Genomic DNA, 14,447 nt, shown 5'->3' with positions numbered 1-14,447 from the left:
ATATACTTTTTTTAGAATATTCTGTACTCTGTCCATAAAAGACATCTTTTGAAAGAGAGTAGTCATGGTAAAATATTATAAAATGTTAATATTGTGTATTTTGTCATGGATATTTTTTGATAATTCGCTTGTAAAAGCACAAAATAATTTGAATATTCCTAAACCGGTTAACTTGATATTTGATGTGTATAACAAGAATTTACATGTTATTGTTATAAAGGCATCGTACGTATTAACATCGGACAATTATTTTGCAAAAGCTCATTTTAATTCTGCAGGTGTTATAAGTCTTTTCATAAATCTGGATATGATGTCATCAGTTCAAGGGGAAATCGATAATAGTAATTTGTTACCAAATGAATACCAATCATCTGGAAAATCCAAAGGTAAGAAATTTGTTGCTAATATAGATTTTAACCATAAACAAAATGTAAAAATAGAAAAACTTGATCCTGCAATTGAAGACAATCGTGATGTTGTGACTGAAAGTCAAAGGAATAACAGTATAGATATCTTAAGTGCAATGTTGCAATTGGTTCAGCGGGTCAGAGCGAATAAAAACTGTAACGACCAATTCAAGATTTTTGATGGATCTCGTATATTCACGTTTCAAAGTAAGGCGGCTGGTACAATGCCTATACCATCTTCGTGGACAAGCCCCTATAAGGGAGAAGCATTATTTTGTAAGGCGGTGGCTCAACAAACGGCTGGTCTCAAACGTTCACGTCACCGCGCTCTATCAGCACAACCCCAACCTGGATATTTATGGTTTAAAGAGATTGACAATATAGGAATGTTACCTGTCCGTTTTGAATTTAACAATCCAAAAATGGGAAATGTAATAGTAATTCTGAGACAGGCTACAAAATGATCAAGGTTTTTTATCAATCATTTTCTCAGCAATTATCGGTACATCCTTTATGGAGCGTGCACGCATGGTTGCTTCTTTTCCAATACACAAATCACCATAGCCCCATTCGGCAAATATGCTTCCCGTAATGTGTGCGTTCCTGGCGACAAGAATATCATTTAGGTGATCACCTACCATTACAGTTTTAGTTGGTAAAACTTGAAGATAGTTGATTATTCCTAAAAGATGAACCGGATAAGGTTTTTTATCTGCAAAACAATCACCTCCAGCGATAAAATCAAAATATGATTGCAGATTGAGTTTTTCCAAAATATTCTTGGCTGCTTGCGTAATTTTATTGGAACATAAAGCTATTTTCCAACCATTTTTTTTAAATTTTATTAGAACTTCTTCCGCCCCTTCAAAGGGTTTGGAAAGATCGGCCGCATGTGGGACATAATCCTTGACAAATCTTTCAATAGCCTCATTTCTGTCAATAAAACTTGCCTCTTTTCCTGCATTATCTAGAATTTTTTCAACTGTCACCTTAATTCCGTCACCCAATGTAGAACGCACTGATTGTGTACTGATAGGAGGTAATCCATAGGATTTCAGCAAAGTCTGACAACTGCGATCTATATCTGGAAGACTGTCAATTAAGGTTCCATCCATATCAAATACGATCAAGGGATAAGGTTTTATATTCATAATTTTTGTTTTAAGCCTCATTTGGGATATAAAAAGTGTAAATATTTTGATAGTATGACATAAATTTTTTACAAATATCATGACAAACAATGCATAAATTATCAAATTCCACCACGGAAACCGTTGCAGTTATTCTGGCTGCAGGAATGGGAACCCGTATGAAATCTTCAAAACCAAAGGCAATGCACCCCATTGCAGGGCTTCCAATGATACGTTTATTATTAAATCAGGTTGAAAAGGTTTTTGATCGAATTATTGTGGTTCTCGGTCCGCATATGGAGACTCTTGCCGATCTTGTAAAACCGCATCAGGTTGTAATCCAGAAGCACAGATTGGGAACCGCCCATGCCGCATTGCAGGCAGAGGCCTATTTTGGAAAGGGTATTGTCACTGTTCTAAATGCTGACAATCCCCTGATACGGGAAAATACATTACAGCGACTTATTGATGAGAAAAAAAAACCAAAAACTGATTTGGTTTTATTAGCTATGGAATGTAATGATCCCAAGGCTTATGGACGTGTGATTGAAAATAATGGTCATGTAATAAAGATTGTGGAAACACTTGATGCCTCTGACGCAGAAAAAAAAATAAAATTGTGCAATTCTGGGGTAATATGTGCGGACGCACTGTATTTTTCCAAATGGCTGAAAGAAATTGAAAATCATAATGCAAAAAAAGAATATTATATTATAGATATTGTTTCTTTAGCAGTTAGGGAACATAAGGTGGTAAAGGCTCTAAGGGCTTCAGAAACGGAACTTACAGGGATCAATTCGCAATCTGAATTGGCTTTTGCTGAATCCATAATTCAAAAAAGATTAAGAAAACAGGCGATGGATAACGGGGTGACAATGATTTCACCGGAAACTGTTTTTATGTCTTATGATACCAAGATTGAAAATGATGTAATTCTTCATCCCAATATTGTTTTTGGCAAAAATGTGGTCATTCGTTCAGGGGTTGAAATCAAATCATTCAGTCATCTTGAAGGCTGCGAAATTAAACAAAATGCCATAATTGGCCCATATGCTCGTATCAGACCTGATACGGTGGTGGGTCAGGATGCGCATGTCGGTAATTTTGTGGAATTGAAAGCTACAGCTTTAGGTGACGGGGTGAAAGCAAATCATCTTTCTTATCTTGGTGATAGCATTGTTGGTAAAAAGACAAATATTGGTGCAGGAACGATAACCTGTAATTATGATGGGTCGAGAAAACATAAGACGGTTATTGGAGATGAGGTATTTGTCGGTTCTGATGCCATTCTTGTTGCTCCTGTAGAAATTGGTAATAAAAGTTTAATTGCGGCAGGAAGCGTGATTACGGATGATGTTCCTGATAATGCCAAAGCATTTGGTAGGGCCAGGCAGGTAAATAAAAATAGCAAGGTTACTTTAAAAAACTGATATTAAAGGGAAGTTTATGTGTGGGATTGTTGGAATACTAGGGAACCAATCTGTTACTCCTCTGATTATGGAAGCTTTGCGTCGTCTTGAATATCGGGGATATGATTCTGCAGGGATTGCAATATTGGATCATGGCCTGTTAAATCGTCGTAGAGCTCCTGGAAAACTTGATAATTTATCGAAATTACTTTTGTCTTCCCCAATAAGCGGCAATCTGGGCATTGGTCATACAAGATGGGCAACACATGGAGCTCCCACGGAAAACAACGCGCATCCTCACATGACGGATCGTGTGGCTGTTGTTCATAATGGAATTATTGAAAATCATGTTGCATTAAGAAAAGAGTTGACAGAGCTAGGACAAGTGTTCAAAAGTGAAACGGATAGTGAAACAATTGTGCAGCTTGTCGATTATTATCTGAAACAGGGATGTGCACCCCAAGAAGCTGCCTTCAAGGCTTTGAAAAGGCTTGAGGGAGCTTATGCCATTGCGATGATTTTTTCCTGTGATGATAATCTTATAATCGGGGCTAGACATGGTGCCCCACTGGTTGTCGGATATGGTGATCATGAAATGTTTGTGGGGTCTGACAGTCTGGCAATCGCACCTCTTACCACAAAAGTTGCCTATATGCCGGATGGCGTATGGACTGTTTTGACACGAGAAGGTGCTGAATTTTTTGATATGGAAGGTGGAAAAGTTGAATGTCCAATTCAAAAAACGGCGTTGATGTCAGGGGTTGTCGGTAAAAATGGTTACCGTCATTATATGGAGAAAGAACTTCATGAGCATCCAATTGTCATAGGGCAGACTTTAAGGCGGTTTGTCGATCCATCATCCCATAAAATAATATTGCCTCATATGCCATTCGATTTATCAACGTTGAAAAGGGGTATAATTACGGCATGTGGATCAGCATTTTATGCTGGTCTTATTGGACGTTATTGGTTGGAGGAATATGCCAGATTGCCCATTGATATAGATGTTGCAAGTGAAATGCGCTATCGCAATCCTCCTGTTGAAAGTCAAGGGATGGGATTGGTCATATCGCAATCAGGAGAAACGGCCGATACCTTGGCAGCCTTGAGAAATTTAAAAAATGAACATCAAAAAATAGTTTCTATTTTAAATAATGAATTCAGTACTATAGCCAGAGAAAGTGATGTTGTTCTCGGTACGGATGCTGGTGTGGAAATTGCTGTCGCCTCTACAAAAGCGTTTACAGCCCAATTGACAGTATTATCATGTCTTACCCTTGTTATCGCTCGTGAGAAAAATAAGATTACCCCTGAAAATAAAAAAGTATGTTTGACTGCATTGATGGATCTCCCCAGTCGTGTTGCTGAAGTTTTGCAAATGAAAGATAAAATTCAGGAAATTGCCCATAAAATTGCCAATGCTCAAAGTGTGATTTATCTGGGAAGAGGGATAATGTATCCTGTTGCAATGGAGGGAGCATTAAAACTGAAAGAAATCTCGTATATTCATGCTGATGCCTATGCCGCAGGTGAAATGAAACATGGCCCGATTGCCCTGATTGATCAAACGGTTCCAGTCATTGCGGTTGTGCCTTCCGGTTTTTTATTTGAAAAAACACTTTCAAATTTACAGGAAGCAAAAGCAAGGGGTGGACATATTATTGCTTTCACTGATGCAAAGGGTGCAGAGGCATTGTCAACCATTGCAGAACAGATCATTGTTTTGCCTACAGTTCATGCTTTTGTAGCGCCAATCCTTTATACGGTACCCGTTCAGATGCTTGCTTATGAAGCTGCCATTTTAAAAGGCACGGATGTTGATCAACCCAGAAATCTTGCAAAATCCGTAACTGTTGAATAATTAAGATCAATAACAGATAGATTGAGTTATATGTTCCTAAAATTATTAAATATCATTTATTTTGGGAGCATATAAAATACATATTTCGATACAAAATCACTGCGTAATCGTAACTGATATATTTTTCATATTTTCCAATTTTCCTGCGAGGGAGAGTTAAATAATAATTTTGAAATTTTTTTTTATCCGATTTATAAAGCGTTAATCATACTCAATCATAAAAAAGTAAAGCTTTAATGAAAAATAATCAAATTTTAGATAAAATGCCCAAATGGCGTTCAAGTGATACAATTTGGATGTTGAGTCTTTATGGAACGGCGATCGGTGCAGGAGTACTTTTTTTACCGATTAACGCTGCGGCTGGTGGATTAATTCCTTTACTTTTATTGACTATTCTTGCCTTTCCAATGACATTTTATGCACATCAGGCTTTATGTAGGTTCGTATTGTCGGGATCCGAAAATGATTATGGTGATATTACCGTTGTCGTTGAAGAAAAATTTGGAAAAAAAATTGGGTATTTAATCACATTATTTTATTTTTTTGCAATATTTCCTATTTTATTGGTTTATGGTGTAAGTCTTGTTAATACTGTTCAAAGTTTCATGCAACATCAACTTGGATTGACACCACCGCCCAGAGCGTTGACTTCGTTTTTTTTAATCAGTTTTTTGATAATGATCGTTCAGTGTGGTGAAAATCTTATAGTCAAAATAATGTCGACCCTGGTCTATCCATTTGTTGCAATTTTAATATTGATTTCTTTATTTCTTATTCCGCATTGGAACCTGAATCTTTTCAGGGATATAAGTTTATCTGGAGCATCACGGGAGGGAGGTAATGGAATGTTTCTAACATTATGGCTGACGATACCTGTTGCGGTTTTTGCATTTAATCACTCACCGATTATTTCTTCCCTAGCTGTTACCAAAAGCAAAGAGTATGGTAGATGGGTTGAACCAAAATGTTCACAGATTATTAAATACAGTAATTTGATGATGGTAGTTACAGTATTATTTTTTGTATTTAGTTGTGCTTTATGTCTGAGCCCAGCCAATTTAATTGAAGCGAAAAAGGCAAATATCACCATTCTTTCCTATTTGGCTAACCACTTCCATACCCCATTTTTAAAATTTATAGCGCCAATCGTTGCTTTTGTAGCAATTTGTAAATCCTTTCTTGGCCATTATCTTGGGGCGAAGGAAGGATTTAATGGGGTTTTGGAAAAATCATTATATCATTTTTTTGGGAAAAACATTTCCCGTAAAACTTTGGATCGATGTGCGTTATTTTTTGTATATGTAGTTACATGGTTTGTTTCAAGCAATAATCCCAGTATTTTAGGTATGATTGAATCCATTGGTGGACCAGTTCTTGCTGTTATTTTATTTATTCTTCCTATGGTTGCCATTCACAAATTACCTGAATTGGCAAAATTTAAAGGAAAATCAAGCAATATTTTTATAACCATAATGGGATGTATAGCTATATCAGCCGTTATTTACCAATTTTTTATTTGAACGGATTTCATCAAAGCGATCTATTATAAAATGCTGATTATAAAAAATCTATCTGCCAATTTTTCTTAAGGGTTGACCTTCCATTAAATTTTCTTCGATTTGCTCCAGACTAATATTTGACGTTTCAGGTACAAATGCGAAAATGAAAACGATAAATATCAGATTTAGGCAGGCATATAACAAAATGGTATGTGAAGCACCGAATGTATTGATCAATGTCAAGAAAGTGAATCCCACCCAAAAATTTGCCAACCAATTTACCACTGTTGAAACAGCAATACCAAAATCACGTCCTTGCAAAGGTTGTATTTCGGAACATATCGTCCAGATTAAAGGCCCTGCAGACATGGCAAAACCGATAATAAACATTAATAGCATTGTAACACAGCAATATTGAAGATAAGAATTTGTTTGGATATTATTATCTAAAAGAAAACTGACAGACCCTAATCCAATCGCCATCATCGTAAAACCGATATACAATATTGGTTTTCGACCCGATTTATCACATATTCCGATGGCAAGAAAGGTTGCGAAAACATTTACCAGACCAACTAAGGCTGTAAACCATAACCGTGCATGACCGTGATATCCCATATTGGCAAATATGCGAGGGGCATAATACATAATAACGTTCATGCCTGTAAATTGCTGTATAATCTGTAAACAAATACCCAATAGAACAGAACGTTTGAAATTTGAGTTATAGAGAAATAAATAAAATCCTTTTTGGGAATTTTCCAGTTGCATTTCAATATTTTTAATTTCTCTCTTTATTAGGGTATTATCGTTATTTCTAATAGAGGATAAAACATTATAGGCTTCTTTTCTTCGACGATGCATTAATAACCATCGTGGGCTATTTGGTAAGATTAGAAGACCCAGTAAAAATATGGTTGCGGGAACGGCCAAAATTCCCAGCATCCATCGCCATGCTCCATAATATCCGAATATAGTGTCGGAAATGAATGCCATGAATATTCCTACTGTAATCATTAATTGATAGGTTGATATCATTGCACCCCTTTTTTCTTCCGGTGCAATTTCAGCCAGATACAATGGGGCAGTCATACTGGCGATACCGATTGCAAATCCTAGAACAAATCGCCACATGATGAGGTCAGAAACACTGTTGGACAAGGAACAACCTATCGAAGCGGCGATAAAAAAGGTTGCACTTACGATCAAACAGCGATTTCGTCCAAATTTGGCTGAGGCCCAACCGCATATTAAAGCACCAAAAGCGGCTCCAAACATCATGATACTAACTATTTTTTCAATATCATGGTCATTTGCTGAAAATTCAATTTTAATAAAATCATTTGCGCCAGCCATAACACCAATATCTAGGCCAAATAAAAGTCCAGCCAATGAAGCAAATAGATCAATTATAAAAAGGTTGTTAGGAGAAAAAAAATTCGTTTTGTTTTTTTTTAAGGAAAGATCCGAGGGTTTCATTTTTCCTCCCGAAAAATTTATTTGTTCCTTTTTATTTAAAAACTTGTTTGACAATCATCACAATTCACATAAATGTGAATGTGATTTATTTAATACATCAATACAACAAAACCTATTATACCTAATGCACAACAATAATATCCAAATGGTGTTAGAGCCCATTTCTCATTATTTTTGAAATATTTCATAAGAAATGCTGTACTTAGAAGTGCTGTAATACATCCGATGATTGTCGCAATACCCATATGTAAAATATTGTCAAAAGGAATTTGCTGTTTGTAGATTTTCCAGCTTTGATGAGCAGAAGCCGCCAAAATTACCGGAAGAGCCATTAGAAAGGAAAATCTTGCAGAATTTTCATGAGATAAATTTCGAAGCAATCCAGACACAATGGTTGACCCCGAACGTGATATACCTGGAAAGAAAGCCAGACATTGAAATAATCCAATAAATAAAGCATCTTTTACTTTTAAGTCAGCTATTGCAATCGTTTTGTCTACCGATATATTTTTTCTGAGTTTATCAACTATAAAAAGCATTATTCCGTTACATACCAAGAAAATTGACACTATATCGGGTGTCGAAAAAAGGTTTCTGATCAATTTTTCAAAAAAGGCACCGATGAATATTGCGGGTAAGGTGGCAACAATAAGAAGAGAAAAAATATAAAAACTTTGACGTTGTATTTCTTTTCCATCCTTACCTAATGCACCCTTGAAAAGGGCACTCCAATCTTTCCAGAAAAATATTAGAAGAGCAAAAGCGGTGCCGAAATGAAGCATCACCATAAATGGCAAAAACGTTGGATCTTGAGCGTGAATTTGCCATCCTAGCAGAGCGGGAACTAAAACGGCATGACCAAGGCTGCTGACAGGAAAAAGTTCCGTTGCACCTTGTAGAATGGCAATAAAAATGGCCTGAAGAAAAGACATGAAGTAACCTTTTTTCGATATTATAAATCGTTTAATATATTTTATCAGGCATTTTAAAAAATTAAATCATATAGTTATTGATCAATACGTATTATTAGAAAATAATAATTCAGAGATTTAAGGGATCATGACAATTTCAAACATTGAAAATTAATAGTGTATTTTGACGTTTTATTTTATTTTTTAAAATTATATTATTTATTGATGTTAGGTTGGAATGATAAAGGGTAGATGTTAATGATTAAACAAAGAAATGTTAGTGCATATATGGCTAGCACTTTTGTTTTGATAATTGCTATCGGATTTTATGCATATTCTAGATTTATATTATTTGGAACCGGAGAGGATCGATATACTATTGAAGCTCAATTTTTTTCTTCCAATACGGTTAACCCTGGTGGAAAGGTTATTTTATCGGGTATTCCAGTTGGGGTTATAAAATCCATCAATCTTAATAAAAAGACATTCATGTCCGAAGTTAAAATGGATATTAACAAAAATATTCATTTGCCCACTGATAGTCAGTTTGTCATTTCATCAACTAGTATGACGGATGATGGCGTTATAATCATTAAACCAGGAAAAAACAGAGATTTTATCAAGGCTGGAAATAAAATCAGTAATACAATGCCTTATGTTAGTCTGGAACAGCAAATCAGTAATTATATTTTCGGAAGTATGAGTGTCGCATCACAATAATAATGAATTGAATATTATTACTTGCAATGCGACGAATTTTGAATTTATTTCTTGAGTTGATTCAATAAATCAAAATCTGTTCTTTCATATGTCAGAGGAGTGATTGAAATTGATTTATTATTGATGGCTTGTGTTTCCGTTCCTATTTTATCTTCCTTGATTGGTCTGTCAAAATTAAGCCAGAAATATTCGTTTTGTCGTAAATCTTTTCTTTTAACTGGAACAATATTCTCAATATATCCCAATCCTTGTGTCGTGTATTCTATTGTATTCACTTCATCATATTGGCAATCGGGAAAATTGATGTTGATACACCCATTTTTTAAATTCTTTTTATGTTCTAAAATTTGTTCTATAATTTTTGCACCGAAATACTCCGCTGTATTCCATTGAACAGGATACCCATCTCTGAAATTCTGACTAAGAGCAATTGAAGGTATTCCCAATAAGGCACCTGTCATTGCTGCGCCAACAGTACCTGAAAATATGGTTTCAATACCAAGATTGCTTCCCCGATTCACGCCAGATAAAACCAGATCAGGACGTTGGGGTAAAATTTCTTGAATCCCCATTACAACACAATCACCCGGTGTACCGGATATTGCAAAATGATTATTTGATTTTTCCATTATGCGTAAAGGGTGATGAATACTTATAGATTGAGCAGTCCCGCTTTGATCCCGTTCTGGAGCAATAACCCAGATTGTCTTGGCAATTTTCGATGCTATGTTTTCCAGAATTTTTAAGCCAGGTGCATCAATGCCATCATCATTTGTTAAAAGAACATTATTTAATAGTTGAAAATTCATTTTTAATCCGATTATTATCTATTCAATTTGAATGAAATATTAACGGTAAAGGGTAAATTATTTTATGGGTAAAAACCATACCCATAAAATGAATAGATCAAATTACAGTCTGACACCGACATTGAAAAGTGCAACCCATCCTTCTGGAGGAAGACCCGCCGTTGTGAGTGCGTGTGTAAGGGAGGCGTTCCAGAATATATTGCCTGAGGATTTGCGAATACCGAAACCTGCACCGGCAAGGTTGCCTCCTTTTTCTGTTTTTGGCATATCGCTGTATGTAAATACACCCCGTGTCATTCCGACATCGAGAATACCGTAGAGTTCGGTATTTTTTATCAGGGCGTTGCAGAAGAATTGATATCCGCCACAATCCATATTTTTTGTGGGAATGAACCATGAGAGGTCATTACGCATGTAAATTCCTGCATTTCCGATCATGGTTTGTTGCATAAAACCTCTGACCGTATAGGGTCCGCCAATTTGCATTTGCTCATTCGCATATTGGTTTTTAGTGCTATATTCCCCGTGGATGGAAGTATGCCACATAAAATTATCAACGATAGGTTGATATCCATCGATATCCAAACTTGGCTTTACATATTGCGTATGGGGATTATATCGACCTGAGTTATCGATCCAAGACTTTCCTCCCATTGCCCCCCCCAAACCGATTTTCATTCCGACACTGACATACCATGTTCCACCCCAAAGATGCATTGACTCACTAGCATTAAGATTCAGGAATGAGAGTTTTGCACTTTGCGTGTTCATTTTGGAATGATTGAGATAACTGTCAAAGGATTTCAGCTCATAGGTAGCTTGTAATGTTGTAACACCGATGGAATTACGAGCGACAACTCTCGAGGCACCGATATGGAAATCTTTTTGGGTCGTATCGTATCGTCCTTGTCCTGGCCAGTTGAAATGTAGACGATAGAAATCGTCATAGCGATACCATCCTCCGAAGAATGTCCATGGTCCCAGAGGGATTGAGCCTTCAGCGGTAAAAAAGGAATTGTGTCCATCTCCCTGACGTGAATTGAGTGAATGATCATATTCTACAGTCCACATATCCAATAATCCGAAAAGGTCTTCGGCAGTAACCATGGTTCGTCCGATAGTTCTTCCCGAATAGCTTTGTCCATTATTGTCAACTGTCAGCTGACCATGAAGAATGCCAGGATCATGGGCATTGATTTTAACCACTGATGTGCCCGGTTTTTGCCCAGGTGCAATTTTCATTGTGGCAGCCCAGTCAGGCAGACGGTTCATCTGATCCATTCCCTGTTCCAGATCCCGCAGGTTTAGAATTCCGCCCTTAACCCATGGAAAAGCCATGGTTTCATGGTTTTTTGCAGACACTCCCTCGAATTGGAAGTCTGAAATTTTTCCATCTACCACAACAATATGCAATTGACCTGACTTGAGATCTTGTTGAGGCAGATAGGCCCGAGTTGTTACAAATCCATGATCAATATAGGCCTTGTTGAGCTTGTTTAGGACAGTATTCATATCATCAAGTGACATGCATTTGTTTTGCCATGGTCTGGTGATATGTTTGACTGGCAGTTGTGAGAGGTTTTGTGTATTAACGACGATGATGGAATTGATATGCACACATGCCTTACCATGCAATGCAGGGGCCTGATCCTGGTTTACCTGTACATTACTGGAGGGTGGAGGTAGGGTCTCCATTAAATGTTGTCGTTCTTTATGTTGCAGATATTGTTGATATTGATTAAGATTTTGTGCAAATCCCTGTATGTTTATAAAAAAAGTACAGGGAACGACGATTAAGAATAATCGTAGATATACAGTCTTAAAATTCATTTATCTTGTATCTGGACGGAATTACGGATTTTTCTTGTTAACCATCTCATCCATTGTTTTAAGAATGGAAGGAACATTATCAATATTAAAATTAATGGTTAATGTTGTTCCGTTGACGCGATGAATGACCAGATGGGCAAGTTTGTTTTTGGTCAATAGCTGTTGAAGGTCATTATCAATAGCTTTGGTTGCGATACATCCGTTTGTCGTACAGGCAGCCCAAGGCAATTCGACAGGTTTTGCACGATCGAAAGTTAAATTGGCTGGACTTTGTAAAGAGAATCCAAGGGGAACAACCACTGTAAATTGAAAGGGTACAGGTTTTGACAAATCGTTACTTTGCTTAACTTTTTCCAACAAAAGAGAGGCGATAGGGCTTTGGCTGTTGTTGGGCCCTTTGGTTAATAGGTTTTGTTGAGCGATACATCCCTGGGACACGGTTTTATTGTTCTGTTCCGTGGCGTTTGGATAGGCACAATGAATATCCCAGCTGCCTATTCTTTGATTTACGGTAATGGGGGAAATTGCAGAACTATTTTTACTATCAGATGCTTGTTTACTTGTTTTTTCTGCAGCGAATCCATGAGTGGAATTTAACAAAGCGATTGTAAGAGCGCTTAATAAAAGCAATTTTTTCATAAAAAACCCTAACCTTAAAATATTGACCGCTATTCCCACAATTACTTATGGAAAATTGGTTTAAATAAAAAATAATAAACACTGTGTTATATTAAAAAAATAAAATTTTCATGGTTATAAAATTATAATAATACTAAAACTTATCAACGGTTTTCGATTATATATAAAATTATTCTTTTTAAAATACATTTTTAATAATTTTAAATAAAAAATTATTGTTGCTTCGATCTAAATTATATATATCATATCAAGCTTTGATTAATTCTTAGAATTTATTTTTAAATATTTATTTTAGTATTCCTATTAGGTACCCTATGTTTAAAACTAAATATAATCCCTTTTATATTTCTCGGATTTTGCTAATAAAACGTCTAAAATACACGATTGTGACGGGATTATTCTTGGGAGGGAACCTTTTTTCAACCTTTCCGATTTATGCCGGGCCCAGGCCCGCTTCTAATATAGTGGTTGATCCAACAGCCCCGGTAAATAAACGGCCATCTATTGATGTAACGAATAATGGAATTGATCAGATCAATATTGCACATCCCAATAATGCTGGTGTTTCACATAATCTTTTCAACCAGTATAACGTTAATGAATCGGGTCAGATTTTAAATAATTCCTCCACAATAACCAAGACAAAACTGGCTGGACAAATCACGGGCAATCCCAACCTGAATGATAATCATAACGCTAATTTGATTATTAATGAAGTGACTGGCCGTTCTCCAACCAGATTGCTTGGATATACTGAAATCGCTGGTAAACAGGCTGCCCTGGTTATTGCCAATCCCAGTGGAATCACTTGTGCGGGATGTGGATTTGTCAATACGACAAGAACCTCTCTTGCAACAGGTAAGACCCAGTTTGATCAGGAAGGCCACCTGCAGTCTATCAATATAAATGATGGAGAAGTGGCATTTGAAGGAAAAGGCGGGAATTTTGCCGAAGTTCCCGTTTTGGATATTATCAGCCGTAAAGTTAGGATTGAAGGACCTGTAAATGGTCAGGATATTAAAATCACCGCAGGACGCAACATTTATGATTATGTAAATGGAACTGCAACGGCGCAAGAACCAGATAACAGTCAAAGACCAGAATTTGCTATTGATACATCTGTGTTGGGCGGGATGACGGGCAATCATATTCAAATGATGGTTAACGAAAAGGGAGCCGGAGTCCGTGTAGATGGCCGTATGGCATCTACGGCTGGCGACATGCAGCTGACTGCTGATGGAAAATTGCTTATTAATGGTGAAATGTCAGCCCGCAACAATTTACATGCCAAAATTGATATTGTTGAAAATACAGGGACGATAGGGGCTGACAAACAGCTCTCTTTGCAGGCGAATTCCTTGACAAATTCTGGAAAGATTATTGCCAATGGAAATGATAGGAATCAACTTTCAATCCGAGATAATCTAACAAATTCCGGATCGATTCTAAGTCAGGCAGAATTACAATTGACTGCGCAAAACATCAATAATACCCAATCAGGTATGATTAACTCCCAACAAAATCTTTTCCTGTCCGGCCATGATGTAGTGAATAATGGGCAAATGAATGCTGTGAATGGATCTTTACAGGGAATTTTTCAGGGGAATGTAACTAATCATGGCACCCTTGTTTCCAACAATATGGTAAATCTTTCTACGGCTGGTCGTTTTGACAACAGTTCAGGCCAGATTGGCTCTCTGAACAAAGGGGATGTAACGGTTCGTGGCGGGGATATCAATAACCAGTCCGGCCT

12 protein-coding genes are annotated in these 14,447 nt (G+C 36.8%); 6 read left to right on the top strand and 6 right to left on the bottom strand.

Annotation, left to right across the window (positions count from 1 at the left end; translation table 11 throughout):
• The first annotated feature begins 64 nt into the window (after positions 1 to 64).
• Complete coding sequence (locus H3R33_RS03895; RefSeq protein WP_198184965.1) at positions 65 to 871, top strand: DUF3108 domain-containing protein; 807 nt, start codon at positions 65 to 67, stop codon at positions 869 to 871.
• Here H3R33_RS03895 and H3R33_RS03890 read toward each other — a convergent pair whose 3' ends face one another.
• Positions 872 to 1,558 carry an HAD family hydrolase gene (locus H3R33_RS03890; RefSeq protein ID WP_198184966.1) on the bottom strand — a complete coding sequence of 229 codons (687 nt, stop codon included), beginning with the start codon at positions 1,556 to 1,558 and terminating at the stop codon, positions 872 to 874.
• 89 nt (positions 1,559 to 1,647) lie between these two features.
• Between H3R33_RS03890 and glmU the strand changes: the two genes are divergently transcribed.
• The 3 genes from glmU (at position 1,648) to H3R33_RS03875 (ending at position 6,327) form a co-directional block, all read left to right on the top strand.
• Complete coding sequence (gene glmU, locus H3R33_RS03885) at positions 1,648 to 2,967, top strand: bifunctional UDP-N-acetylglucosamine diphosphorylase/glucosamine-1-phosphate N-acetyltransferase GlmU (protein WP_198184967.1); 1,320 nt, start codon at positions 1,648 to 1,650, stop codon at positions 2,965 to 2,967.
• 16 nt (positions 2,968 to 2,983) lie between these two features.
• Entirely contained in the window at positions 2,984 to 4,807 is a 1,824-nt protein-coding gene (gene glmS, locus H3R33_RS03880; protein ID WP_155568060.1) for a glutamine--fructose-6-phosphate transaminase (isomerizing), read from the top strand.
• 236 nt (positions 4,808 to 5,043) lie between these two features.
• A complete protein-coding gene (locus tag H3R33_RS03875; protein ID WP_198184968.1) occupies positions 5,044 to 6,327 on the top strand; it encodes an aromatic amino acid transport family protein in 1,284 nt (427 codons plus the stop codon).
• A 48-nt stretch (positions 6,328 to 6,375) separates the two neighbouring features.
• Here the strand turns inward: H3R33_RS03875 and H3R33_RS03870 are convergent, their stop codons facing one another.
• Together H3R33_RS03870 and H3R33_RS03865 are read right to left on the bottom strand one after the other, a co-directional pair.
• Positions 6,376 to 7,785: a sugar porter family MFS transporter gene (locus H3R33_RS03870; RefSeq protein WP_198184969.1), complete on the bottom strand. Its 1,410-nt coding sequence runs from the start codon at positions 7,783 to 7,785 to the stop codon at positions 6,376 to 6,378.
• Between the two features lie 89 nt (positions 7,786 to 7,874).
• Complete coding sequence (locus H3R33_RS03865; RefSeq protein ID WP_155566763.1) at positions 7,875 to 8,717, bottom strand: undecaprenyl-diphosphate phosphatase; 843 nt, start codon at positions 8,715 to 8,717, stop codon at positions 7,875 to 7,877.
• Between the two features lie 237 nt (positions 8,718 to 8,954).
• Between H3R33_RS03865 and H3R33_RS03860 the strand changes: the two genes are divergently transcribed.
• A complete protein-coding gene (locus H3R33_RS03860; RefSeq protein ID WP_198184970.1) occupies positions 8,955 to 9,416 on the top strand; it encodes an MlaD family protein in 462 nt (153 codons plus the stop codon).
• A 44-nt stretch (positions 9,417 to 9,460) separates the two neighbouring features.
• Here H3R33_RS03860 and surE read toward each other — a convergent pair whose 3' ends face one another.
• The 3 genes from surE to H3R33_RS03845 all read right to left on the bottom strand — a co-directional run bounded on the left by surE (position 9,461) and on the right by H3R33_RS03845 (position 12,694).
• The gene (surE, locus tag H3R33_RS03855; protein ID WP_155569203.1) at positions 9,461 to 10,225 is read right to left on the bottom strand and encodes a 5'/3'-nucleotidase SurE; all 765 of its coding nucleotides are present in this window, start codon (positions 10,223 to 10,225) and stop codon (positions 9,461 to 9,463) included.
• A gap of 102 nt (positions 10,226 to 10,327) precedes the next feature.
• A complete protein-coding gene (locus H3R33_RS03850; RefSeq protein ID WP_198184971.1) occupies positions 10,328 to 12,055 on the bottom strand; it encodes a ShlB/FhaC/HecB family hemolysin secretion/activation protein in 1,728 nt (575 codons plus the stop codon).
• Positions 12,056 to 12,076: 21 nt separating this feature from the next.
• A complete protein-coding gene (locus H3R33_RS03845; RefSeq protein ID WP_110438987.1) occupies positions 12,077 to 12,694 on the bottom strand; it encodes an invasion associated locus B family protein in 618 nt (205 codons plus the stop codon).
• Positions 12,695 to 13,008: 314 nt separating this feature from the next.
• Between H3R33_RS03845 and H3R33_RS03840 the strand changes: the two genes are divergently transcribed.
• Positions 13,009 to 14,447, top strand: a 1,439-nt coding sequence (locus H3R33_RS03840; protein ID WP_198198878.1) for a filamentous hemagglutinin N-terminal domain-containing protein, incomplete at its 3' end; no start/stop codon positions are given.

The organism is Commensalibacter sp. B14384M2 (genome assembly GCF_016101865.1).
Taxonomy (GTDB): domain Bacteria; phylum Pseudomonadota; class Alphaproteobacteria; order Acetobacterales; family Acetobacteraceae; genus Commensalibacter; species Commensalibacter melissae.
The sequence above is the reverse complement of the archived record's forward strand: the minus strand, read 5'-3'. Positions and strand labels throughout refer to the sequence as shown.